The organism is Sulfurospirillum diekertiae (genome assembly GCF_002162315.1).
Classification (GTDB): Bacteria; Campylobacterota; Campylobacteria; order Campylobacterales; family Sulfurospirillaceae; genus Sulfurospirillum.
Genome location: NZ_CP021416.1, coordinates 2001249 through 2025341, shown reverse-complemented (window position 1 = coordinate 2025341; position 24093 = coordinate 2001249). Strand labels below are relative to the sequence as shown.

Below are 24093 nucleotides of genomic sequence, written 5' to 3'. Positions count from 1 at the left end.
TAAGCCTTCTGGTATGGTCTCAAACCATTTTTTAAGTCGCATTAAACGGCGTTACAATGTTAAAAAAGCAGGATTTTCAGGCACCCTCGATCCTTTTGCTCAAGGAGTTCTGATTATTGCTTTTGGACAGTTTACAAAATTGTTCCGCTTTTTGAAAAAAGCACCAAAAACGTACCGAGCAACACTTTGGATAGGGGCGTCAAGTCCAACACTCGATAGTGAAAAGATTGAGAAAGTGGAACAGATGATGCCGTTTCATCCTGATTCTGTTAACTTTATTCTTAAGGGCATGATAGGAAAAATAACCTATTTACCTCCAAAATATTCAGCTAAGAAAGTTGAAGGGGCAAGAGCGTATGATTTGGCGCGTGCGGATAAAGACTTTGAGCTTAAAGCCATTACTAGCACCATTTATGACTGTCATTTAATCCATTATGCCCATCCTTTCTTGACCTTTGAAGTTACTATCTCAGAGGGTGGATATGTTCGTAGTCTTGGAGCATTAATTGCTCAAAAACTTGGATTTGCTGGCTCTTTGAGTGCATTGGAACGGCTCAATGAAGGTGATTTTACTTATGAAAATGAAAAAGAGCTCAATCCATTAGATTATCTTGAGCTAGCCTCCAATGCTTACCTTGGTGATCCTCACGATATTTTATTAGGGCGAAAGTTACGTGTCGAAGACTTTGAGAAGCAAGAAGAGGGTATTTACCAAATTGTGATTGATGAAGTCCTTAGCGTTGTTGAAATCAGCGCAAATGGGGTAGAATATCTCTTAAATTCACTATCGCTAAAGGCGTAACATGTTAATACTCACACGAAAAATCGGAGAGGGTGTTGTTTTAAATGAAAATATTACCATTAAGGTCATCGAAATCTCTAAAGGCGTCGTCAAACTAGGTTTTGATGCACCCAAAGATATGCTTATTTTGCGTGAAGAGTTAGAAAAAGCGATCAAAGAAGCGAACATTGAAGCGAGTAAAAATACGAGCCATGATGCACTCTCTAGTTTGAGTTTTAAGCTTAAATAATGCAGTATCAAGCGCACGCAAAGGTTAATATTTTCCTCAAAATTGTTGGGGTTCGTGGCAATTACCATGAGCTACTTTCACGCTTTATGATCGTACCTTCTTTATTCGATACATTAAGCTTTGTACCCAAAAAAAGCAGACAGTCTTTTGAGCTCGTAGGTGATTTTAACTGCCCGTTAGAGCACAATACTTTGTATCGTACTTTTATGGTGCTCAAAGAGCATGGATATGATCAAAAAGTGGAACAGGTCATGAAAGATTTTGCTTTACATGTAAAGAAAAATATTCCAACAGGATCAGGGCTGGGCGGTGGTAGTAGCGATAGCGCCACCTTTTTAAACATGTTAAATGAAACTGCTAATTTGGGGCTTGATAGAGAGGCCATGATGCATATTGGAAGTGAAGTGGGCGCCGATGTTGCTTTTTTCGCGTCAGGTTATGAAAGTGCCAATGTCAGTGGTATTGGTGAAATTGTTGAAAAGTTTGATGAAAATGCACTTGATATTGAAGTTTTTACACCATCTCTTGCTTGCAATACAGCGTTGGTGTATAAAACGTATAGGGAATATTTCTTGCAAACTATGGACCAAGCGTTAGCTTCGAAAATGGTTGCACTCAAAAGTCCCGAATTGTTGAGTCATTTTTCTAAGGAAAAACTAAACGATCTTTTCCCTGCATCTCTTAAAGCATACCCAGAGCTTAGCAACTATGCTAAAAATGGATGGTTTTTTAGTGGTAGTGGAAGTAGTTTTTTTAGACTGAAAGAGGAAGTTTAATGGGTGAAGCTGTCGCGCGCAATAAAAAAGCGTTCCATGATTATGAAATTTTAGAGAAGCTTGAAGCGGGTATTGTGCTTCAAGGCAGTGAAGTAAAGGCCATTCGTCAAGGCAGAGTGAATTTGAAAGATTCGTTTGTGAAAATTATCAAAGGGGAAGCTTTTTTACTCAATGCGCATATTTCACATTTATCAACGGCTAATTTGAATTATGCTCCCAACGAGAGAGCTCCTCGCAAATTGCTTCTGCATATGAAGCAATTACGCAAATGGGATATGAAAGTGGCTAAAGATGGCTTGACTATTGTGCCATTGGCCATTTATTTTAATAGCAAAAATCTTGCAAAAGTTGAGATAGCCTTAGCGCGTGGAAAGAATGAGCATGATAAACGTGAGAGCTTGAAAGAGAAAGATGCACAAAGAGAAGCTAAAACGGCGATCAAGAATTATGCTTACAAAGAGTAGTTTACATATTATTTATCTAAATAAAGTAGAATAAACCAAAAGTTATATGGGGAAACGTATGAAAAAGTTAATCAGTTCAATCATAATCGCAACACTACTTTTGTTTATAGGGTGTGGATCTGAATCATCAAGTGCACCTACGGTTAAAGAGACCTACAAAGATGGTGACAAAGTTGAGCTTAAAAGCGTTTCTGGTGCAAAATTGACACTGCTTCGCAAGAATGGTGGTTTCGTGCTTGAAGATGACGAAAACAAAGTTGTATTGATTGATATTTTTGGTACATTTTGTGCCCCATGTCAGGAAGAAGCACCTTCTTTGATGGATTTTCAACTTCAAAATGGTGATGGTGTTATGCTGATAGGCCTTAACTTTTTTGAAGATGTCAGTGATGAGTATGTTGTGGAAAATTTTGCAGCTAAATACAATGCCTATTATTTTATTACCAATTCACCCAAAAATAAAAAATTGGTTGAGACGATTTTGCAAGATATTAAGTATAAAGAAACCTTGCAAGTACCGTTTAAAGTCGTATTAAAAGATGGAAAGTATCAAAATGTTACGGATATTTATGGTAAAAATCCAGATAATAAATTTTATCTCGGAAAAGTAGATTTGGATATTATTCAAAAAGATATCGATAAACTCACTGCACAATAGAGGCTTTAAATGCACCATTTAGAAGGGGATTTTCAAAACGAAACACTTGATACGATAGAACTCAAAGAGCCACAGCTGTATAAAGTTCTATTGCTCAATGACGATTACAGTAGTATGGAATTTGTCATCAAGGTTTTGATGCAAATTTTTCATCATAGTTTTGAAAAGGCAACCGAGATTATGCTAAGTGTGCATGAAAAAGGCAAAGGTCTTTGTGGTGTTTATACGTATGAGATTGCGGAGACGAAAGTAGAGTATGTCCGAAAAATGGCCAAAGAGGAACATTTTCCCCTTCGTGCTATTATGGAAGCAGAATAATTCATTTTATTCTGCGAATGCAAATTATCAGGTAGAAAAGGAGTAGATTATGGTTAACCAAGAACTCAATTTTGTTTTCAATGATGCCATAGCTTTTGTAAGAAAGCATCGTTATGAGTACATCACCGTTGATCATCTCTTTTTTGCTCTGTTGAGTAATGAGAATGTGGTTGAACTTCTTATCAATTGTGGACTCAGCATTACTTTTTTGCAACGTTCTATGGAAAAGTATTTTGTGGCTAATCCTCAGATAGTGCCTACCGAAGAGACGTATGAGCCTTTGGAAACAGTGGCATTGACTCGCGTCATTGAGTCGATGATGTTACATGTAAAGAGTGCGGGCAAGTCAGAAGCAAGCGTGTATGATCTTTTAATCGCGATGATGGATGAAAGCAATGCCTTTTGTGTCTCTTTACTTTTGCAACAGGGCGTTGATAAACTTTTGATCGTTGAAGAAGTAACCGCACTGAGCGCACCACAAAACAAAGACGCAAACAATGATGATCAAAAAGAGAGTGCCCTTGCTAAATATACAATCGATCTTATTGCTCTTGCCAAACAAAAACAGATTGATCCTTTGATTGGAAGAGCGGATGAAGTTAAACGCGTGATGCAAGTTTTGTGTCGCAGAAAGAAAAACAATCCTCTTTTAGTGGGTGAACCAGGTGTTGGAAAAACCGCTATTGTTGAAGGTTTAGCTGAAAAGATTAGTGAGGGAGGCGTGCCTGAAATTTTGAAAGGTTCTCCTGTGTACGCACTGGATATGGGAGCACTTCTTTCTGGCACAAAGTACCGAGGAGATTTTGAAAAACGGCTCAAAGAAATTTTAAATGAACTCGAAGCGAAAAAGGGTGCTATTTTATTTATTGATGAGATTCATACGATCGTAGGAGCGGGGGCAACGAGCGGTGGTTCGATGGACCTTTCCAATCTACTTAAACCTGCACTCGCTTCTGGGAAAATTCGTTGCATTGGTGCTACCACGTATGGGGAGTTTCGTAATTTCTTTGATAAAGACAAAGCCCTCAGTCGTCGTTTTGCCAAGATTGATGTTTTAGAGCCAAGCCTTGAAGACTCCTTTTTGATTCTTAAAGGACTTAAAGGGAGTTATGAAAAACATCATGGTGTGAAGTACCCTAATGAAGTCATCAGAGCTTCTGTCGAACTTGCCAAAAAATACATTAGTGATAAATTTTTACCCGATTCTGCGATTGATTTGATTGATGAAGTAGGTGCTTCGTTTCACCTTGCAAAAAAACGTAAAAAAGTGGTCGAGATGAGCGATCTTGAAGCCGTTCTTGCCAAAATTGCCAATATCCCAACACGTAGTGTGAACAAAGATGAGGGTGAGGTGATGCATCACTTAGAAGCGCATCTCAAATCCAAAATTTTTGGTCAAGATGCGGCAATTGAGGCATTGGTTAAAGCAATCAAACGAAGTCGTGCAGGGCTTGGAAATCCGACAGCTCCCATTGGATCTTTCTTATTTACAGGACCTACGGGTGTGGGTAAAACAGAAGTCGCGAAACAGCTCGCATTTGAGCTAGGTGTTCATTTTGAACGCTACGATATGAGTGAATATATGGAGAAACATACGGTCAGTCGTCTTATTGGTGCTCCTCCTGGCTATGTGGGGTACGATGAGGGTGGACAACTCAGTGAAGCGATTAAAAAGCATCCGTATACTGTGTTGTTACTTGATGAGATTGAAAAAGCGCATCCTGATATGCTTAACATCTTGCTTCAGATCTTTGATAGCGCTACGTTGACCGATAACAATGGCACGAAGATTGATTTTCGCAATGTCATTATCATTATGACGTCTAATCTTGGAACAAAAGAGGCCCCAACAATGGGCTTTACCAAGAGTGAAAATTCAAGAACAGATCATGCAATCAAAGATTTCTTTTCTCCTGAATTTAGAAATCGTTTGGATGAGATCATTCACTTTGCTCCATTGTCTGAGCCTGTGATGATCAATGTGGTGGAAAAACTTTTAGGGGAGCTCACCGAGCAACTTAAAGATAAAAAAGTAGAGATTGTTGCAACCTTAGCTGCTAAAAAACAGCTTGCAAGCGAAGGGTATAGCAAAGAGATGGGAGCGCGTGTGATGCGTCGTGTTATTCAAGAAAAAATCAAAACACCACTCTCTGAAGAGGTACTTTTTGGTAAGCTCAAAAATGGTGGCGTATGTAAAATAGATTATAAAGCTAAAAAATTGGTGTTTGAATACAGCGGTGGCAACTAAGAGACTTATCCCTCAGTTGCATCCCAATGATTATACCTTCCCTGATCCTCTAGATGCCACTGATGAGGGACTTTTAGCATGGGGTGGTGATCTCAAACCTGAGAGACTACTCCGTGCCTATGTTCAAGGCATCTTTCCATGGTTTAATGAGGGTGATCCCATTTTGTGGTGGTCTCCCGATCCTAGGCTTGTTTTATTTCCCTCTGACATTAAAATCTCTAAAAGTTTAGTCAAAAGTATGAAACATTTTGAGATACGCTATGACACCTGCTTTGAGCAAGTGATGCGCTTGTGTTTAGAAACGAGGCTTGCCAAAGGTCAAAAAAGCTGGATCAGCGAAGATTTAATCGCTGCTTTTTGTACTTTACATGTAAAAGGGTTTGCTCATTCCGTCGAGTGCTTTTTTGAGGCTACATTGGTTGGTGGCTTGTATGGGTTGTATCTTGGAGGTGTGTTTTGTGGCGAGTCAATGTTCTCAACAAAGCGAGATGCCTCAAAGGCTGCATTAGTAGGACTGTGTGAAAAAGTGAAAAGCTTGGGGGGCGATTTTATCGACTGTCAGCTTCCCACCGATCATCTACAATCCTTAGGTGCCTTGGTGATACCACGCGAGAAATTTCTAGCAATGTTAGAAAACGCTTTAGAAAATTGCACGACAAGCCCATGGTGATTGTGCACTTTTTATCTTTACATGTAAAAGAAGTTTGAGATGATTGAACACGTCGCTCCAGTTTTTATTTTTGTTGCTTTAGGGTATATTTTTAAAACTATCAAACACGATATTTCTGAAGCATTAACGGAGTTTGTACTCTATTTTTCGCTCCCCGCACTTGCGCTTTCCAAAATACCTCATATGACGTTTAATCATGACGTTTTTTCAATCATTCTTATTGCCTATATAACGATGGCTCTCTCTTTGGCTCTTGGCTATATCGCAGGACGATTTTTGAAAATGGATCGAAAAAATTTAGTTACGATGATGGTTATTGTCGGTTTTGGCAATACAGGCTTTGTTGGTTTCTCTTTTATCGAGTCATTTTACTCATTGCACCATGTTAGTTATGCCCTTGTATACGATCAAATTGGTACGTTTATTGCCTTAATGACCTTTGGAATAGCCCTTATTGCCTGGGGTGGAGGAGAAGAACAGAGGGGAAGGGATGTTGCAAAACAGATATTTTTTTCGCCTCCATTAATGGCGGTTGTCGTTGCCGTTGGCTTTCATGGAACCGATTTCCCTCCTCTCATTGAGAGCATACTTGAAAAATTCCAAGCGACATTAATTCCTTTAGTGACTGCCATTGTTGGTATGAAGTTGGAGTTTCGCACGTTATCGCTCTATTTCAAAGAGAACATGATTGCGTTGTGTTTAAAGATGGTTGTTGCTCCATTGTTGATACTCATAGGACTTTATTTTTTAGTCGATTTAAAAGAGGATTGGGTTAAGGTCACTTTTTTAGAAACGGCGATGCCTCCTATGACGCTGGCCGTTGTTTTTGGTATTAGGGGAGGGTTGAACAAAGAGCTTTTGATTAATGCGCTTGCGTTAGGTATCCTTTTTTCGTTTGTGAGCATTGGTTTATGGAATCTAATCATTTCATAGTAACCCTACAATCAAAGAAATTTTTATATTAAAGAGAGTAATATACTCCTTATAAATAAGCGGTGGGCTCACCGGAGCCTTGGTTCAAACTTTTAATTTTATTTGATGTTTCTTCTTCACGAAACCCTAAATGGAAAACAAAAGGATGGAAAACAAGTTTTCAGACTTTATGCTTGAGAAGTTTTGCTCGAAAGCATAAAAGTTTTAAAAAGACAAACGTTATCAAAAATATATGTTTTTGATAAACAAGCGTTTTGGAGAAATGTGTCTGAAAATAGGAAAACAAAGAAATGGAAAACAAAAATGGAACACACAAAACACTACCTTTTTACCTCTGAAGTAGTCAGTCCCGGTCACCCTGATAAATGCGCCGATATTATTGCGGATAGCATTGTCGATGTACTCATTATTGCCGATAAAAACTCACGCGTTGCCAGTGAAGTTTTCGTCGCAGGCAAACATGTCATCATTGGTGGTGAGGTCAATACCAAAAGTATTCTCTCTTTCTCAGACTATGAAAAAATCGTTAAAGACGCCCTTGCAAAAATTGGTTATGATGGAAAATCAGCCTTTACCAAAGAGCAATGCTTACATCCTGATGACGTCAAAGTTCAAGTGCTCCTCAATCAACAAAGCAGCGACATCAACCAAGGGGTTGATCAAGAAAGCGGTGAAATTGGTGCAGGTGATCAAGGCATTATGTTTGGTTTTGCTTCTTCTGAAACGGCAGATTTTATGCCAGCTGCAATAACATACGCTAGAATGTTATGTGATAAAGTTTATAATTATGCCCTTACTCATAACCATAAACTAGGGGTGGACATTAAAACGCAAGTAACGGTTGATTACGGTACAAAACAAAATTTTGAAGAGTGCAAACCGCAAAAAATTCATACCATCGTTGTTTCAGCCCCTTCGAATGAGAGCCTTCCCATTGAAGAAGTACGCGCTTTGATAAAAGGTTTAATTGACGATACAGGATTACCAACTGAACTGTATGATCCGAACAATACAATTATTCACATTAACCCAACGGGACGTTATGTGAACCACAGTTCACTTCACGATTCTGGACTTACGGGTCGTAAATTGATTGTCGATAGTTTTGGTGGCTATTCTCCCATTGGTGGTGGGGCGCAATCCAGTAAAGACTACACTAAAGTGGATCGTAGTGGTTTGTATGCGGCACGTTGGATTGCTAAACATATCGTAGCATCTGGACTTGCTAAAAAATGCTCCGTTCAACTCTCCTACGCTATTGGTGTTGCAAAACCTGTTTCGATTGCCGTTGATACGTCAGGAACCTATACGAGCATCAGTGATGATGAGCTCTCTGCTTTTGTTCTTGAAACATTTAGTCTCACACCACGTTGGATTACCAATAAATTTGGTTTGGATAAACCAAGTAGCGATACTTTCTTATATGCTGATGTTGCGGCACGTGGACAAGTAGGACAAAGTGATTATCCGTGGGAACAGCTGGATAGTTTAGAACTCTTTAAAGCACTCAAAAAATAGTTTACATGTAAAGATATTTCTCTGTAAAAGCTATCGAGAATTTCGCGTAGTTTTTACATGAGAAATAGACTCTTAGGGATATATAATTCCGCTTTTCCCGCTATTAGCACTATGATAAATAATCGTGTGATATTTTTTTGCATAATAACGCAGTAAGAGATATTGTAAGGTTTGTTCGGTGGATGGTGTAAACCATGCGTTATTACTGACGACGATCATCTGCTTCGGATTACCCTCAAAAAGCTTATCATTGGTTCCTTCATAGCAAATGGCACTTCTAAAGGTGATGCCATTAATAACAAAATCTTGCGGTGCTTTTGCTTTTTGATAGTCTTTTGCACCATCAAAAAAGAGTTTATTGATGATCTCAACGATGAATGCAGGGAAAGGAACCTCTTCACCAAAAGGGACAAGAATAATTTTATGAGCGATCTGCATCTCTCCTTTTTGAAAAAGATACGATGAGTTAAAAAAGCCTTGATCTTCTTCATAGGTTAAAGAGCCTGTCACAATAGCAATGTGTTCTGAATACTTTTTAAGAGATTCAATTAAACGAGGAGCTCGATTAAGATAGAGAGGAAATGCGCTCTCTGGTAAAATAATGAGCTCTTTGTGCTCCGCAATCGCTTTTTCAATCAACGCAAAATTAAGATCAATGGATTTTTGTTGATAGGCCGCATCCCAACGCTGGGATTGAGGAATATTCATAGTTGGTATAGCTACATCAAGATGTGTTTCAGGCATTGTTTGAGACGTGCCAAAGGAAAGTGCTGCAATTAAGGGAATCAATGCAAAACCTTTTGTCCATTTTGGAAGTGATTTGAAGAGGGCAATAGCACTTAAAAAAAGTCCAAAGGAGAGCAGTGATGTTGAAAAATAGGTATCAATCAATGTTAGTTGAAGTTTGAGCCAATTAAAACGAAAAGGATCTACAAAACTGATGCCAAAAAGAAGTGGAAGTTGTACGTAAATTGAGCTTCCTAACCGACCAATAAGCCAAAAAAGAAACCCATATACAAAGGCAATCCCTAGAATAATGAACGGTATCAGAAACATCAAGTCATAATAAACAAAACTAAAACTAATCCAATAAAACCATAAAAGCCCTGTAAAAAAACCACTCCAAAACCAAACAATACGATTTTCGCCTAAAAGTAGGTAAAAGCCTATTAGGGCGAGTAAAGAGTTAAGTGTGAGGAATGTAAGTTTAAAATACGCGAGGTAGATAAAAGCACAAAGGCATAAAGCAATAACAAAGGCTTTTATTATGTAAATGCGGGTAAAATAAATATCTAAATTTTTTTTCATAAAGGATTTCCATGCAAGGTTCTGCTAGTTTACTCTCTTCTTTACTTCCCCTCGTTGTTCTTTTCGCAATTTTTTATTTTCTTGTGATTAGACCACAACAAAAACAGGTAAAAAAGCACAAAGAAATGCTCGATGCACTTAAAAAAGGCGACAAAGTGATTACAAGTGGTGGGTTAATCTGTGAAGTCGTGAAACCTGAAGAAGATTCTATCAAAGTTAAGCTTAATGATGAAGGCATCATTGTAAAGGTTTCAAGAGAATATATTGCAAAGAAAATCGATGACTAGTAGTAAAATTAGTTACCGTTTAGTCATTTTTATTCTTGCAATTATTTTCGGAGTAGGCTATTCATTGCCTACTTTTTTGCAAAGTGACAAAGGTGCTAAGATTGCCTTAGGTCTTGATCTTCAAGGCGGTCTGCATATGGTTTTGGGTGTTCAAACAGAAGAAGCCATCAAATCCAAAGTTAAATCTATTGCTTCGAGTATCAAATTTTTTGCGCAAAGTGGAGATATTATTATTGATGATTTTCGTCTGGATGAAGAGCAACTCTCTTTCACTCTTTTAGATAAAGATGAAGAGAAAAAAATTGATGAGATGCTTAAAACCGTTAGTGGTTTACAAGTTTCGAAAGAGTCCCTTCGATATACACTCACTTTAAATGATAAAGAAAAAGATCTTATTCGTGAATATGCGATTTCACAAGCGGTTGAAACGATTCGTAATCGTTTGGATCAATTTGGTTTAGCGGAGCCCAATGTTTCTAAACAGGGCACTGATAAAATTGTTGTAGAACTGCCTGGAATTAAAACAGCAGAAGATGAACAACGTGCGCGTGAGCTTATTGCAAAAGCTGCCCATTTACAACTGATGGCTGTGGATGAAAAACGAAAAGATCGTACGACGACAATGAGCCCAACAGAAGCGGCACAATACGGTGATGTTATTTTACCCGATGCAAGAGGCGATACGACTCGTCATATCTTGAAAGAGATTCCAATTCTTGATGGAAGCATGTTAACCGATGCCAAAGTGGCTTTTAGTGAGATGCAACAACCCGTAATTAACTTTACCTTAAACTCGGAAGGTGCAAAAATCTTTGGTGATTTTACAGCCAGCAATATTGGCAATCGTTTGGCAATCGTCTTGGATAATAAAGTCTATTCTGACCCTGTCATTCGTGAGCGCATTGGCGGCGGTAGCGGACAGATTAGTGGAGGCTTCAGCGTTAAAGAAGCGCACGATGTTGCTATTGCCCTTCGTAGTGGTGCTTTACTAGCACCTGTAACGCTTCTTGAAAAACGAAGTGTTGGTCCTTCTTTGGGGGCTGATAGTATTCAAGCAAGTTCGATTGCTTTAATTTCTGGATTTTTCCTGATTGTTGGATTTTTAATACTTTACTATCATATGGCAGGCGTTTTTGCCAGCTTTGCACTTTTGGTTAACTTTGTTTTATTAATTGCCATTATGGCACTTTTTGGCGCCACTTTAACACTTCCTGGTATGGCGGGTATTGTTTTAAGTCTTGGTATGGCTGTGGATGCAAATGTTATTATTAATGAACGTATTCGTGAACTTTTACGGCAAGGTATAGCTGTGCGGCAAGCGGTTGAAAAGGGATATGAAAATGCGATGAGTGCGATTGTCGATGGTAACTTAACGCTGGCCGTCTCTTCCGTTATCCTCTACGTTTACGGTACGGGACCTATTAAAGGGTTTGCTATTAGTATGTTGATTGGTAACTTAATCTCAATGCTCACAGCAATTTTGGGCACCCATGGAATCTATGAGCTATTGATGTCTTATATTGAGAAAAACCACAGCATTCGTTTTTGGTTTGGTATGAAAAAGAGAGGTCACTAATGGAATTTTTTTCAAAAGGTATCATTTATAATTTTATGAAGTATGCGCGTATTTTTGTCACGACCACACTTATTTTAGCTTTCCTTTCGTTAGTTCTTGTGTTTACCAAAGGATTTAACTACGGTGTTGATTTTGTTGGTGGAACTGTTGTTCAACTTAAGTATGAGCAAAAAGCGCCTATTGATAAGATTCGAGAAGATCTTGCTAAAGATAAATTATTTGCAGGAGCTTTGATTACAGAATTTGGTTCACCTGAAGAAGTTGTCATTCGTTTTTCAACCGTGAGCGATAGCGTTGCTCAAGATATCGGAGATCATATCCATACTCTTTTAAAAGATACGGGTACTTTTGATATTAGAAAAGTAGATATTGTTGGACCAAAAATCGGAAGTGAACTACGATCAAAAGGCATTATATCGGCTGTTTTAGCAATGATTGGTATCTTAATCTATGTCGCTGTTCGTTTTGAATGGAAGTTTGCTATTGCTTCTGTTATTACATTGTTGCATGATATTACCATTACATTAGGGGCTATTATTTTATTCGATATCGAATTTAGTCTTGATGTATTGGCGGCTGTTTTAACACTGATTGGCTACTCACTGAACGATACGATTATTATTTTTGATCGTATTCGTGAAGAACTTGAAGAGACAAAAAATACGAATTTTTCAGAAATTATTGATATTTGTGTCTCTAAAACACTCTCTCGAACCATTATTACTTCTTTATTGGTTTTCTTTGTTGTTTTAACCCTTTATGTTTTTGGTGGAGAGATTATTCATGGCTTTAGTTTTACCATGTTACTTGGTGTTATCATTGGTACTTACAGCTCTATTTTTATTTCAGCGCCATTTTTAACGTTAATTGGCTTTAATGTTGAAAAATATAAAGCTAATATAGCACTCAAAGAGAAAAATAGAATTGAAAAAGAAAAAAATGCGCTCACAGTACGAAAAAGGTACCGTTTGATTTGATGGAGAGAAGATGCTTTACAATCCTTTAGAACTTGAAAAAAAATGGCAACAAAAGTGGGATCAGACCAATGCGTTTGAACCCCTTGCAGATATGACTAAAAAGAAAAAATATATTTTAAGTATGTTTCCCTATCCGAGCGGACGTATTCATATGGGGCATGTCCGCAACTATACCATAGGGGACGCCATAGCAAGGCATCACCGTAAAAATGGTTTTAATGTCTTGCATCCCATCGGTTGGGATAGTTTTGGTATGCCAGCTGAAAATGCTGCTATTAAACATGGAGTTCATCCTAAAAAATGGACATATGAAAATATTGATTATATGCGTAAAGAGCTTGCATCATTAGGCTTGTCCTTTTCTAAAAAAAGAGAGTTTGCCGCCAGTGATGTTCTTTACACCAAACATGAACAACGTATTTTTATTGAGATGTTTAATAAAGGGTTGGTGTATCAAAAGAGCGCAACACTTAACTGGTGTAATACGTGTCAAACCGTTCTTGCCAATGAACAAGTCGAAGAGGGATGTTGTTGGCGATGTGATAATCCCGTAGAGCAACGTTTGCTCCCAGGTTACTACCTTAAAATCACTCAGTATGCACAAGAACTCTTGGACGATTGTGAAAAATTGCGTGCAGGTTGGCCAAATCAAGTTCTCACGATGCAAGAAAATTGGATTGGTAGAAGTGAAGGTTTAGAATTTTCTTTTAGTCTTAGCGCCGCTTCTCAGGCAAAACTGGGTCATCAATTTGAAAGTTACAAAGTATTCACCACCCGTCCCGATACGATTTTTGGAGTCAGTTATTCAGCCTTAGCGCCTGAACATCCCATTGTAAAACATCTCATAGAACACAAGCTACTCAGTGAAGACAAAATTGCGCAAATCAAAAAAATGCAAAGTGTGGGAGCAAGGGATCGCGCACAAGCCCCCAAAGAAGGCGTTAGCCTTGAACTGGATGTGATTCATCCATTGACGGGTAAAAATGTACCCGTTTGGGTTGCAAATTTCGTTTTAATCGAGTACGGTGGAGGTGCGGTTATGGCTGTTCCTGCACACGATGAGAGAGATTTTGAGTTTGCCAAAAAGTATCATTTATCAATTATTCAAAGTATTGAAACAACAGCTCCATTTGATGGCAGTATGGCTACAACAGAATACGGCACATTAGTGAATTCAGGTGAATTTACAGGGCTTGATTCTAAAAGTGCACAAAAAGCAATGATTGCCCATTTTGAGGCACAAAAAATTGGTACAAAAGTCATTAACTACAAACTTCGTGATTGGGGTATTAGCCGCCAACGTTATTGGGGTGCACCTATTCCTATGATTCACTGTCCGAAATGCGGATTGGTGCCTGAAAAATTTGAAAATCTTCCTGTGGCGCTTCCTGAAGATGTTGAAATCAAAGGCGAGGGAAATCCTTTGGATAAACACCCCACATGGAAGCACACAAAATGTCCTATATGTAATGGTGAAGCTGTTCGTGAAACCGATACAATGGACACTTTCTTCCAATCCAGTTGGTATTTCCTACGCTACACCACGGATCCATCGCTTTGGAATGATGTCCCTTTTGATAAAGCAAGTGCAAACTATTGGATGAACGTCGATCAATATGTGGGTGGCATTGAGCATGCTATTTTGCACTTACTCTATTCACGTTTCTTTACCAAAGTCTTGCGCGATTTGGGTTACGTAAATTGTGACGAGCCATTTGCCAATCTACTTACACAAGGAATGGTACTTAAAGACGGTTCAAAAATGAGCAAGTCTAAAGGTAATACCGTTGATCCTGATGCCATTATTAAAACTTATGGTGCAGATACTGCACGCCTTTTTTATTCTTTTTGCTGCACCTCCTCAAAAGAGCTTGAGTGGAATGACAGTGCTGTAGAAGGTGCTTTTAGATTTTTAAAACGCTTTGCACAGAAGAGTGAAAATGCGTTTACATGTAAAGCAATTCCGAGTATTGATCATGCATCTTTGTCTAAAGAATCAAAATATGCACGTAAGAAAGTCTATGAAGCACTTAAAAAATCGAATGAGATCTATGAGGGAAGTTATACCTTTAATACGCTGATTGCTGCATGTATGGAAGCACTTAATGCCCTTAGTGAACAAGAAGATAAAGCTGTTTGGTCAGAGGGGTATTTTATTCTCCTTAATCTTTTGGAACCTATTGTTCCCCATCTTTGCTGGGAGATGAGTGAGAGTCTTTTTGGATGTACCAATCTAGCACCGATTACGCTCAAAGAAGAAGTTTTTGTAGAAGATTGTATGATACTCGCGGTGACCGTCAATGGTAAAAAACGCGCTGAAATTGAAGTAGAAACCTCCATCTCAAAAGAGGAGGCTTTACGTCTTGGTAAAGAGAGCGTTACAAAATGGCTAGAGGTAAGTACACTTCTTAAAGAGATTTATGTTCCCAATAAACTGATTAATTTGGTGGTAAAATAAGATGAAACGACTATTTCTTGGACTCTTGATAGTAACATTTTTAATTGGATGTGGTTACAAGCCAGCATCCTATTATACAAAGAATGCATTAGGAAATAAAATATATGCGGAAGTTTCGATCTCAAGACAAGATCCAAGAAATAGTGTTCTCATAAAAGATGCTGTCAATGAAGCGATTGTCAGTCGTTTTGGTGCAAAGTTGGTTGCGAAGGAACAAGCAGACAGTGTTTTACATGTAAAGATCAATGGAATTGGTTTTTCTCCTACCGTGTATGATAAATACGGCTATGTTGTTGCGTATAAAGTTACCGTTGTCTTAGCAATAGATTATGAAGACGAAGCTAAAAAAATTCAGAAATTAACCGCTACTGGCGAATATGACTTTTCAATTGAATCCAACAGTGTTGTTTCTGACAATAATCGTTTTGATGCTATTCGCTATGCATCACAAGACGCTTTGGATGAGTTTGTTTCTAAAATTGCTATTAAAGGACTTCGCAATGGCAACAACAATCAATGAAATCATTAAAGATACATTAGAACTCATTAAAGCGGAGCATCTTAATTTAACACCCGATAATTATTCAAAAATTTTCTGTAAAGTTGCCAAACAAAAAGGGGTGATTGTTGAGGATTGTCAAAAAGTAGATAAGTACACTAAAAAGCTAGATCCAAACATTGCAACAGATATGAAACGATTTAGTATTAGTAATGTCGATGAGCTTCTTGCCTTTTTGGTTGCAAAACTGAACCGCGCGAATGAAGGGGATGCTCTTAAAATGGTCAACACGCTAGCGATTCTGACCAAACGAGTGTTGCAAGCGATTACCCTTTTACATGATGCAAAAGCAACCAGTTTGGCGAATGCCTCCTTAGAGCGTCTCGATTTTCACCAAAACCTCCAATCTATTGAGCTTGTGAAAGAAAAATGGTTTGATTTTATCTCAAATTATGATGATAGCTATCTTAAAAAATTGGATTCTTTTGGGCATGTCAATAAAGATGATCTTGAAGCAATGGTGCGAGATTTGATTAAAATTATGAGCAAAGATACCAGTACCGAACTTTATGGGGCACTTGTTCCTCTCATTATTGCTTCGCTGGCTCCATCTATTGCTTCTGGTATGAATGATGAATTAGCATCGATTGGTAATGAATTACGTAGTTCTCCTGATGCTCTAGGTACTCCAGCCCTTCAAAAAGAGCTGAAAGGGCTTATTTCAAAGCGTATTGAGCTTGATAAAGCTGAAGTGCAAAAGAAAGTTTCAGCACTAGATAAAATTCTTGATGACATCAATAAAAAGATTTTTGAATTGATTCAAAGCAGTAATGTGAGTCATGAGCAAGTGAAAGTTATCAAAGCGGATTTGCAAAGCATTAATTTTGAACATGATAGTTTTGAAAATGTTCATGTAAAACTTCTCAATATTGCCTCTTCTTTGGAAAGCGAGACAAAATCTTTGAGCGAAAAGATGACAAGTAATCAAGAAACAATTACCAAGCTTCAGAATCGTGTCTCAAAATTAGAATCAGCTCTGTTAGTCGCGAAACAAGAAGTTAAAGAAGATTACTTAACCCATGTAGCAACCAAGAGAGCTTTAGCCAATGAACTTGGACGTGTTGAAGATGCTTTTATGCGGTATAAAGTTGATTATACGATCTGTTTTATTGATATTGATCACTTTAAAATGGTCAATGATACGTATGGACATGAAGCGGGTGATGTCATTCTCTCTACCTTAGGCAAAATTTTACGAAAATATGTGCGTCAAGTCGATTTTGTAGGTCGTTATGGTGGTGAAGAATTTTTAGTGATTCTTCCAAGCATTGATCTTGCTCAGGCCATCCATTTTGCCGATAAAATTCGTGCCATTGTAGAGCAATTTAAGTTTTTGTATAAAAATGAACGCATTAATGTTACGGTGAGTTGTGGTGTCGCACAGCGTTCTTTAGAGAAGTCTAAAGAAGAAACAATAGGTTCCGCTGATAGCTTTTTATATAAAGCGAAAGAGGCAGGACGTAATCAAGTGTTACCTGTGCTTTAATGCAACTTCAACCATTTTTAGCAACGAAACCGCTTTTTTACGATGAGATTGATTATGCTCGTATGCCCAAAGCGTATCAAAGTATAGTATCTCATTTAAGACTTCCCAAAATTATTCATATTGTTGGAACCAATGGTAAAGGAACAACAGGACGTTTTTTGGCACACATGCTTTTTCATAATGGTTTACAGGTAGGGCATTATACGTCCCCTCATATTCTCAAATTTAATGAACGCATTTGGCTCAATGGTACAGATATTGATGATGAAACATTAGAGCAAGCGCATGAGGAACTTCTTGTATGGCTTGATCCTGATATGGCAGAATCGCTCTCTTATTTTGAATATACGACACTTTTAGCCATGAGCATTTTTTGTAAGAGATGTGATTATGTTGTCCTTGAAGCTGGGCTTGGTGGCGAGTTTGATGCGACCAATGTTTTTCCAAAATGTCTTTCCATTATTACACCTATAGGACTCGATCATCAATCTTTTTTAGGACAAACGATCGAAGAAATTGCTCAGACGAAGATCAACAGTGCAACTGGCGATATTGTTTTAGCCAAACAGTATGATGCTAAAATTCATCCTATTGCATTGACCAAGGTGAAAGAACTCAAGAGCCATCTCTATGATGTGAACGATTTTTTTGATAAAACGTTTAGTTCCAAATTGGATGGGTATAGTGATAAATTTGGTTTGCCAATGTATCTCAAAGAAAATTTCAAAACGGCACTTTGCGCATTAAACGTACTTGGATATGATAGCAATTTAGATATTTTTTCACCGGTCGTTTTACAAGGGCGTTGTCAAAAACTTTTACCTAATGTCACGGTAGATGTTGGGCATAATGTAATGGCAGCAGAAGCCTTGGTAGCAAGTTTAGGCGAAAAAAAGGTTGTTTTGGTCTATAATAGCTATAAGGATAAGGATTTTAAAACCATTTTAAAAATTTTAAAACCTGTTGTTGAAGAGGTTCAAGTAATTGAGATTGACAGTCCACGTGCTGCCGATAAGCGTGATATATATATTGTTGCTAAAGCTCTCGAACTTCCTATCTCTTCTTTTATCACCATACAAAGCGATAAAGAGTATCTTGTCTTTGGCTCTTTTTCGGTAGTGGAAGCCTTTTTAAAGGGGTTAAGTGAGAAATAAGTTTACAGTCACTATTTCTGATGTCAATGGTTCACGGCATTTTTTATTGCATCAACTGATTAAAAAATTTTTACTTTACTTTACGCTCTTTGTCGCATTGGTTATCTTGGTAGGTAGCTTTGTCATTCTCTTTTTAATGAATGAAGTTTCAAGCCTTGAGGCAAAAAAAGAGAGTGCTGTTTCTGAGCGAAATCTTCTTTTAGTTCAAAACGAGGAACTCCAAAGTAAAGTTTCTGAAAAAGCTCAAGAGTATGAAAATATTCGTGATAAAATCAGTAACATGGAAGAGATGATGGGTCTTCGTACGAACGAGGAAGAGAATATTGATAGTCGTCTTGAAGAGATTGACCTTACAATTATACAACAAAAAACATTTTTCGATAACATCCCAAGTGGCGATGTTATGGCATATAGTGAAATTTCTTCTCCTTTTGGATGGAGAGATAATCCGATTTTAAAACGTAAAGAATTTCATACGGGAATTGATCTTAGAGCGCCTATTGGGACACCTATTTTAGCACCGGCTGATGGGGTGGTCAAGTTTGTACAGTATAATCAAAACAGCGGTTATGGCAATGTTGTTTCACTGAGCCATAATTATGGATTTGAAAGTTATTATGCACATTTACAAAATAAACCCGTTGTCAAAGAGGGACAATTTGTAAAAAAAGGCGATATGATCGCTTATTCAGGTGCTAGTGGAATGACAACAGGTCCTCATTTACATTATGAGGTAAAATTCATTGGTAGAATACTTGATCCACAACCTTTTTTACGATGGCGTGGTTCTAATTTTGCTGAAATCTTTAAAAAGGAGAAGAGAGTAACATGGGAATCTTTAATAAAGCTGATCAATGCTCAATACCCGCTTCCGAGACAACCATCGTAGCCAGTGGTGCAAAAATAGAGGGTATTTTTAATTGCCAAACACGTTTACATGTTGATGGTGCCATTATTGGGAAAGTGCTCTCTGATAGCATTGTGACTATTGGAAAGCAAGGCAGAATTAGTGGTGAGATTAACGCCAGTCGTTTGATTATCAATGGTCTCTTTGAAGGTAATGCCAATTGTGATAATGTTGAAGTATTAGAGGGTGGTAAGTTTTTGGGGAAAGTTATTTCTAAAGAGCTGATCATTGAAGCCAAAGCCATTTTTGAGGGTGAAAGCAAAATTAAAACCGAGAGTGTGGAAGCACCTTCGTATGAAGAACAAAGGGATTGATTGTTACAAGCTGCGTGTTATGAATTTTTACAAACTAAAAATGACCTTCAACTCTTAGGTGTCAAAGGTGAAAAAGAGGCTTTTCTAGCATCTGAAGTAGCCCTTTTACTGGGTAAAAAAAGCTATGTTTTACCTGATTTGCGAGCAAATCGTGGAGATGATTTGCTCTCTTTCCATGAAGAAATTGTAGAGCTTTTACGTGTTTTGCAAGCATTTTATAAAGATAACTCAACTAAAAAGATTTTAATTGCTCCTTTGCGGACACTTTTAACACCCCTTCCCAAAGCCGAACTTTTTAATACCTTAAGTCTTGAGTTTGGTATGCGTTTGCATTTGGAACATTTTAAAGAGCAGATGTTCTACTGGGGCTATCTTGCGGTTGATGTGGTTCAAGACAAAGGTGAGATCTCTGTACGGGGGGATATTATTGACATTTTTCCGCCAGACAGTGAGAAAGCACTTCGTTTAAGCCTTTTTGATGATGAAGTCGAAAGCATTCGTTTCTTTGACTGTGAAAGTCAGAAAAGTGCCAAAGAGGAGTTAGAGAGTTATACCCTTTTCCCTGCACTTTTTGCACTGGATGAAGAACGTCATACGCTGATGCAAAAACGCATAGACTCTCTTAAAAGTGACAGCTTTACCAAAGATGTTCATTCACTTGGTCTTTGGGTTTTAGGGGAGAGTGGAGCCGTTTACACGGAAACATTTAAAACGTATTTAAGTATGGACGCGGTAGCGGAACTCGAAGAAATAGCACTTTTTGATGAAGACGGTGCAAAAAGTTTGCAAAGCCTTCCATCCATTCCTGAGGCAAAATCCTACAGAGAAATTGCACCTAGTAATATCAAAACTTTTTTAGAATTGCATCACACTAAAAAAATAACGCTCTTAGCGAAAAATGAAGTTTTACTGCGTATCGTAGATATAGAACCTTTACATGTAAAGTGGATTCAGAGTGAGCGTATCGTTAACATCATGAATGCCGAAGAGATTATTCTCTCTCTTAATAAGCCCTCTACAAAAATCAAACGTAAGCGTGCCAATATTGTTCTGGATGAACTTAAAAATGGTGATTATGTTGTACATGAACACTATGGTATTGGTATCTTTAAGGGGCTCACGCAGGTGACTGTTTTAGGGGCTACTAAAGATTTTGTACTGATAGAGTATTTGGGCGATGATAAACTTTTACTCCCCGTCGAAAATTTACATGTAATCGATCGCTACATTGGTGAGAGCGGTGGCTTGGTCAGTGTCGATCGCCTTGGAAAAGGTAGTTTCCAAAAACTCAAAGCCAAAACCAGAGAACGACTTTTAGAAATTGCCAGTGAAATTATTGCCATTGCGGCTAAACGTGAGATGGTAGATGGACTGAGTATCGCTATGGAACAAGGTGAAATGGCGCTGTTTGAAGCCGATGCAGGCTTTACGTATACGGAAGATCAAAAGCGAGTTATTGGCGAAATCTTGAGTGATTTCAAGAGTGGCAAGATGATGGATCGACTCCTCAGTGGCGATGTCGGTTTTGGGAAGACAGAAGTTGCTATGAATGCCATTTTTGCCACGGTTCGCAATGGTTTTCAAGCCATTTTAATTGCCCCTACGACTCTTTTATGTTCCCAGCATTTTAAAAGCCTCTCAACCCGTTTTGCCAAGTACAACATCAAAGTAGCGCAATTAGATCGTTTTACCTCTCCCGCTCAAAAGCAGGTTATTTTAAAAGAGCTCAAAAGTGGTGAATTGCATGTCTGCGTGGGGACACACTCACTTTTTGAAGTGGAACTGCACAATCCAGCTCTTGTGGTGGTCGATGAAGAGCATAAATTTGGTGTCAAGCAGAAAGAAAAACTCAAAAATTTCCGTGAAAACGTGCATATTCTCTCCATGAGTGCCACACCTATTCCTCGAAGTCTCAATATGGCGCTCAGTTCCATTAAGCAATATTCACAGCTTTTAACACCTCCTAATGATCGAGAAGATGTGCGAACGTTTGTCAAAGAGTACGATGAAAAAGTCATTAAAGAGGCGATTATTCGTGAGATGAGGCGAGGGGGGCAGATCTTTTTTGTCCATAATCGTATTGCAACCATTGAGGCTAAACGCAAAGAGCTACTCTCTATGATGCCCAATCTTCGCATTCTCACACTTCACTCTGAAATCAGTGCGGCTATCACAGAAAAAGAGATGCTACACTTTGAAGAGAAGGCATACGATGTGCTTTTAAGTACCTCTATTATTGAATCAGGTATTCATATACCCAATGTCAATACGATTCTTATCGATTCAGCCGATCACTTTGGAATGGCAGATCTTCACCAACTTCGTGGTCGTGTGGGACGTAGTAAGCGCCAAGGCTTTTGTTATTTTTTAGTGAAAGACAAAGAAGAACTCTCTGAGTCAGCCAAAAAACGTCTTATCGCACTGGAATCCAATTCGTATCTGGGTAGTGGTTCCATCCTTGCCTACCATGACCTTGAAATCAGAGGTGGCGGTAACTTGGTGGGCGAAGCACAAAGTGGACATATCAAGAACATAGGGTATTCACTCTATCTTAAAATGCTTGAAGATGCGATCAATTCACTTCTGGGTAAAACACCGATTGCTTCACGTGAGGTTGAGATTAAACTTTCTATTAGTGCGTTTATTAGCGATAATGATATCGCAGAAGACCGTGTACGATTAGAATTATACAGACGTTTAAGTCGATGTGGAAGTGTTCATGATGTTTTAGAAATAGAAGAAGAGATGGTGGATCGTTTTGGGAAACTCGACGTTTCGACAAAGCAGTTTTTACAACTCATCGAGATTAAAATTTTAGCGACACAACAGAACATAGTCCTGATATCCAATTATGGACAAAATATTACAATCAAATACGAAGATGAGAAAAAAATCATGTTGCAATCACGCAGTCGAGATGATGACGATATCATTGCAACAGTGCTTATGCATTTAAGGATTAAAGCGTGAAAGTAGGCTTTATCGGAGATATTGTTGGTAAGCCTGGTCGTACGATGTTGGAGCAATACCTCCGCAAACTTCGTCAAGAATTTGAACTGGATTTTGTCATTGCCAATAGCGAAAATGCCAGTCATGGCTTTGGTTTAGGTTCTCAGCATGCTAAAGAGCTTTTCTCTTATGGCGCCGACATTCTCACGGGAGGAAACCACTCTTGGGATAAAAAAGAGATCATTCCTCTTTTAGAGGTTATGCCCATTCTTAGACCTCTAAATTACCCTTCTGGCGTACCGGGGCGGGGTGTGAGTGTTTTACATGTAAAGGATGAAAAGATTGCCATCGTCAATCTTATGGGACACTATGGTATGCCAATGGTTGAAAATCCTTTTTTAGCAGCGCAAAAAGTAGTTGATACCTTAAGAACGGAAGGCATTGAAACCATCGTAATTGATTTTCATGCGGAAGCGACTTCAGAGAAGCGAGCGATGCACATGCTTTTAAAAGGTAAAGTAAGTGCCATTTTAGGTACCCATACGCACGTAGGAACAGACGATCTTCAAATCGTTGAGGGAACATGCTATGTCACCGATGTTGGGCTTAGCGGGGCACGTGATGGCGTTATAGGGATGGACAAAGATGCTCCACTCAAACGTTTTCTCACAGGACTTCCCGCATCGCTTGAAATTCCAAAAAAATGTAAAAAGATTTTGCAGATGGTCATTATGGAACTTCATGAGGGTAAATGCGTTGATGCTTTTAAACTGCGTGTCTTTGATGACCAAGAGCGTTTGATCGCTAAGGCAATACATGAATAGTTTTGATCTTCTCGTTTCCCTCAAACAGAAAGGCTATCTCAAGACCACACGTGATCCACTTTGGTGGCCTCGTTCTGGTACCTTTTGGGTCATCGTTGGAGCTATTTTAACCCAACAAACCAAATGGGAAAAAGTTGAAATAAGTATGGCAAATTTAGAGCGTGCAGGCATTGATAGCTTGGAAAAACTTTCACTTCTTGATCTTGAATCGCTTGCTATGCACATTAAACCCAGTGGGTTTTACAATACTAAAGCAAAAAATCTTTCTCTGTTAGCAAAAGCCATTCTTGAAGCGTTTAATTCCTTTGAGTCTTTTGGTGAAGCAGTTGATCGTGAGTGGTTGTTGGCGCAAAAAGGAATTGGTGAAGAGAGTGCCGACTCTATCCTCTGCTATGCTTGCAAACAAGAGGCGATGGTTGTTGATGCCTATACGGCTCGTTTGCTTGAAAGTTTTGGTTATAGCTTTGAATCCTATTCCGCTCTTCAAGAATGGATGGTTGAAGGCCTTTTGCTAAATCAAACAAAAATCAATCAGCTTTACGGGAAAGAGATCTCTTTAACAGAACTTTATGCACGGCTTCATGGAAAAATTGTAGAATTTTGTAAAGAAAATAGTCAAGGGAAAAAAGTGAATGTAGAAGGGTTGAGCCTTTAAGCTCAATTTGGCTCTTGCAATTT

23 protein-coding genes are annotated in these 24093 nt (G+C 38.5%); 22 read left to right on the top strand and 1 reads right to left on the bottom strand.

The window, feature by feature from the left end:
- The first annotated feature begins 13 nt into the window (after positions 1–13).
- The 10 genes from truB (at position 14) to metK (ending at position 8616) form a co-directional block, all read left to right on the top strand.
- Positions 14–802 carry a tRNA pseudouridine(55) synthase TruB gene (gene truB, locus Sdiek1_RS10295; protein WP_238099306.1) on the top strand — a complete coding sequence of 263 codons (789 nt, stop codon included), beginning with the start codon at positions 14–16 and terminating at the stop codon, positions 800–802.
- Between the two features lies 1 nt (position 803).
- Positions 804–1031, top strand: a complete 228-nt coding sequence (csrA, locus tag Sdiek1_RS10290) for a carbon storage regulator CsrA (protein ID WP_087439040.1) — start codon at positions 804–806, stop codon at positions 1029–1031.
- Positions 1031–1807: a 4-(cytidine 5'-diphospho)-2-C-methyl-D-erythritol kinase gene (locus tag Sdiek1_RS10285; RefSeq protein ID WP_192866740.1), complete on the top strand. Its 777-nt coding sequence runs from the start codon at positions 1031–1033 to the stop codon at positions 1805–1807. The genes csrA and Sdiek1_RS10285 overlap by 1 nt, the downstream gene beginning before the upstream one ends.
- Positions 1807–2271 (top strand): SsrA-binding protein SmpB, encoded by a 465-nt coding sequence (gene smpB, locus Sdiek1_RS10280; RefSeq protein WP_087439038.1) that lies wholly within the window; start codon positions 1807–1809, stop codon positions 2269–2271. Before Sdiek1_RS10285 ends, smpB begins: the two co-directional genes overlap by 1 nt.
- Positions 2272–2329: 58 nt before the next feature.
- Entirely contained in the window at positions 2330–2929 is a 600-nt protein-coding gene (locus Sdiek1_RS10275; protein WP_087439037.1) for a TlpA disulfide reductase family protein, read from the top strand.
- Between the two features lie 9 nt (positions 2930–2938).
- On the top strand, positions 2939–3247 hold the full coding sequence (gene clpS, locus Sdiek1_RS10270) for an ATP-dependent Clp protease adapter ClpS (protein WP_087439036.1): 309 nt from the start codon (positions 2939–2941) through the stop codon (positions 3245–3247).
- 49 nt (positions 3248–3296) lie between these two features.
- Positions 3297–5495, top strand: a complete 2199-nt coding sequence (gene clpA, locus Sdiek1_RS10265) for an ATP-dependent Clp protease ATP-binding subunit ClpA (protein WP_087439035.1) — start codon at positions 3297–3299, stop codon at positions 5493–5495.
- A complete protein-coding gene (gene aat / locus Sdiek1_RS10260) occupies positions 5485–6165 on the top strand; it encodes a leucyl/phenylalanyl-tRNA--protein transferase (protein ID WP_087439034.1) in 681 nt (226 codons plus the stop codon). The genes clpA and aat overlap by 11 nt, the downstream gene beginning before the upstream one ends.
- Before the next feature lie 39 nt (positions 6166–6204).
- Entirely contained in the window at positions 6205–7098 is an 894-nt protein-coding gene (locus Sdiek1_RS10255) for an AEC family transporter (protein ID WP_087439033.1), read from the top strand.
- A gap of 303 nt (positions 7099–7401) precedes the next feature.
- Entirely contained in the window at positions 7402–8616 is a 1215-nt protein-coding gene (gene metK, locus Sdiek1_RS10250; protein ID WP_087439032.1) for a methionine adenosyltransferase, read from the top strand.
- Between the two features lie 72 nt (positions 8617–8688).
- On the opposite strand, the gene Sdiek1_RS10245 is transcribed toward metK, so the two are convergent.
- Entirely contained in the window at positions 8689–9924 is a 1236-nt protein-coding gene (locus tag Sdiek1_RS10245) for an apolipoprotein N-acyltransferase (protein ID WP_087439031.1), read from the bottom strand.
- An 11-nt stretch (positions 9925–9935) separates the two neighbouring features.
- Between Sdiek1_RS10245 and yajC the strand changes: the two genes are divergently transcribed.
- The 12 genes from yajC to Sdiek1_RS10185 are packed head-to-tail and all read left to right on the top strand — an operon-like array spanning position 9936 to position 24070.
- A complete protein-coding gene (gene yajC / locus Sdiek1_RS10240; protein WP_087439030.1) occupies positions 9936–10211 on the top strand; it encodes a preprotein translocase subunit YajC in 276 nt (91 codons plus the stop codon).
- Positions 10204–11787: a protein translocase subunit SecD gene (gene secD, locus Sdiek1_RS10235; protein ID WP_087439029.1), complete on the top strand. Its 1584-nt coding sequence runs from the start codon at positions 10204–10206 to the stop codon at positions 11785–11787. The genes yajC and secD overlap by 8 nt, the downstream gene beginning before the upstream one ends.
- On the top strand, positions 11787–12764 hold the full coding sequence (gene secF, locus Sdiek1_RS10230) for a protein translocase subunit SecF (RefSeq protein WP_369688467.1): 978 nt from the start codon (positions 11787–11789) through the stop codon (positions 12762–12764). Before secD ends, secF begins: the two co-directional genes overlap by 1 nt.
- Positions 12765–12774: 10 nt before the next feature.
- The gene (gene leuS, locus Sdiek1_RS10225) at positions 12775–15222 is read left to right on the top strand and encodes a leucine--tRNA ligase (RefSeq protein WP_087439028.1); all 2448 of its coding nucleotides are present in this window, start codon (positions 12775–12777) and stop codon (positions 15220–15222) included.
- A gap of 1 nt (position 15223) precedes the next feature.
- Complete coding sequence (lptE, locus tag Sdiek1_RS10220; RefSeq protein WP_087439027.1) at positions 15224–15742, top strand: LPS assembly lipoprotein LptE; 519 nt, start codon at positions 15224–15226, stop codon at positions 15740–15742.
- Positions 15723–17267 carry a GGDEF domain-containing protein gene (locus tag Sdiek1_RS10215; RefSeq protein ID WP_087439026.1) on the top strand — a complete coding sequence of 515 codons (1545 nt, stop codon included), beginning with the start codon at positions 15723–15725 and terminating at the stop codon, positions 17265–17267. The genes lptE and Sdiek1_RS10215 overlap by 20 nt, the downstream gene beginning before the upstream one ends.
- Positions 17267–18421, top strand: a complete 1155-nt coding sequence (locus Sdiek1_RS10210) for a bifunctional folylpolyglutamate synthase/dihydrofolate synthase (protein WP_087439025.1) — start codon at positions 17267–17269, stop codon at positions 18419–18421. Before Sdiek1_RS10215 ends, Sdiek1_RS10210 begins: the two co-directional genes overlap by 1 nt.
- Positions 18411–19310, top strand: coding sequence for a peptidoglycan DD-metalloendopeptidase family protein (locus Sdiek1_RS10205; protein ID WP_087439024.1), 900 nt, complete (start codon positions 18411–18413; stop codon positions 19308–19310). Before Sdiek1_RS10210 ends, Sdiek1_RS10205 begins: the two co-directional genes overlap by 11 nt.
- Positions 19250–19642, top strand: a complete 393-nt coding sequence (locus Sdiek1_RS10200) for a bactofilin family protein (protein WP_087439023.1) — start codon at positions 19250–19252, stop codon at positions 19640–19642. Before Sdiek1_RS10205 ends, Sdiek1_RS10200 begins: the two co-directional genes overlap by 61 nt.
- Positions 19643–22612, top strand: a complete 2970-nt coding sequence (gene mfd, locus Sdiek1_RS10195; protein WP_087439022.1) for a transcription-repair coupling factor — start codon at positions 19643–19645, stop codon at positions 22610–22612. It abuts the gene before it with no gap.
- Entirely contained in the window at positions 22609–23415 is an 807-nt protein-coding gene (locus Sdiek1_RS10190; protein WP_087439021.1) for a TIGR00282 family metallophosphoesterase, read from the top strand. Before mfd ends, Sdiek1_RS10190 begins: the two co-directional genes overlap by 4 nt.
- Positions 23408–24070 (top strand): 3-methyladenine DNA glycosylase, encoded by a 663-nt coding sequence (locus Sdiek1_RS10185; RefSeq protein ID WP_087439020.1) that lies wholly within the window; start codon positions 23408–23410, stop codon positions 24068–24070. The genes Sdiek1_RS10190 and Sdiek1_RS10185 overlap by 8 nt, the downstream gene beginning before the upstream one ends.
- Positions 24071–24093 lie beyond the last annotated feature (23 nt).

Excerpts from the sequence above, each read along its gene's own strand:
- truB (WP_238099306.1), top strand. The coding sequence starts at position 14 with ATGGTCTCAAACCATTTTTTAAGTCGCATTAAACGGCGTTACAATGTT.
- csrA (WP_087439040.1), top strand. The coding sequence starts at position 804 with ATGTTAATACTCACACGAAAAATCGGAGAGGGTGTTGTTTTAAATGAA.
- Sdiek1_RS10285 (WP_192866740.1), top strand. The coding sequence starts at position 1,031 with ATGCAGTATCAAGCGCACGCAAAGGTTAATATTTTCCTCAAAATTGTT.
- smpB (WP_087439038.1), top strand. The coding sequence starts at position 1,807 with ATGGGTGAAGCTGTCGCGCGCAATAAAAAAGCGTTCCATGATTATGAA.
- Sdiek1_RS10275 (WP_087439037.1), top strand. The coding sequence starts at position 2,330 with ATGAAAAAGTTAATCAGTTCAATCATAATCGCAACACTACTTTTGTTT.
- clpS (WP_087439036.1), top strand. The coding sequence starts at position 2,939 with ATGCACCATTTAGAAGGGGATTTTCAAAACGAAACACTTGATACGATA.
- clpA (WP_087439035.1), top strand. The coding sequence starts at position 3,297 with ATGGTTAACCAAGAACTCAATTTTGTTTTCAATGATGCCATAGCTTTT.
- Sdiek1_RS10255 (WP_087439033.1), top strand. The coding sequence starts at position 6,205 with ATGATTGAACACGTCGCTCCAGTTTTTATTTTTGTTGCTTTAGGGTAT.
- metK (WP_087439032.1), top strand. The coding sequence starts at position 7,402 with ATGGAACACACAAAACACTACCTTTTTACCTCTGAAGTAGTCAGTCCC.
- Sdiek1_RS10245 (WP_087439031.1), bottom strand. The coding sequence starts at position 9,924 with ATGAAAAAAAATTTAGATATTTATTTTACCCGCATTTACATAATAAAA.
- yajC (WP_087439030.1), top strand. The coding sequence starts at position 9,936 with ATGCAAGGTTCTGCTAGTTTACTCTCTTCTTTACTTCCCCTCGTTGTT.
- secD (WP_087439029.1), top strand. The coding sequence starts at position 10,204 with ATGACTAGTAGTAAAATTAGTTACCGTTTAGTCATTTTTATTCTTGCA.
- secF (WP_369688467.1), top strand. The coding sequence starts at position 11,787 with ATGGAATTTTTTTCAAAAGGTATCATTTATAATTTTATGAAGTATGCG.
- leuS (WP_087439028.1), top strand. The coding sequence starts at position 12,775 with ATGCTTTACAATCCTTTAGAACTTGAAAAAAAATGGCAACAAAAGTGG.
- lptE (WP_087439027.1), top strand. The coding sequence starts at position 15,224 with ATGAAACGACTATTTCTTGGACTCTTGATAGTAACATTTTTAATTGGA.
- Sdiek1_RS10215 (WP_087439026.1), top strand. The coding sequence starts at position 15,723 with ATGGCAACAACAATCAATGAAATCATTAAAGATACATTAGAACTCATT.
- Sdiek1_RS10210 (WP_087439025.1), top strand. The coding sequence starts at position 17,267 with ATGCAACTTCAACCATTTTTAGCAACGAAACCGCTTTTTTACGATGAG.
- Sdiek1_RS10200 (WP_087439023.1), top strand. The coding sequence starts at position 19,250 with ATGGGAATCTTTAATAAAGCTGATCAATGCTCAATACCCGCTTCCGAG.
- Sdiek1_RS10185 (WP_087439020.1), top strand. The coding sequence starts at position 23,408 with ATGAATAGTTTTGATCTTCTCGTTTCCCTCAAACAGAAAGGCTATCTC.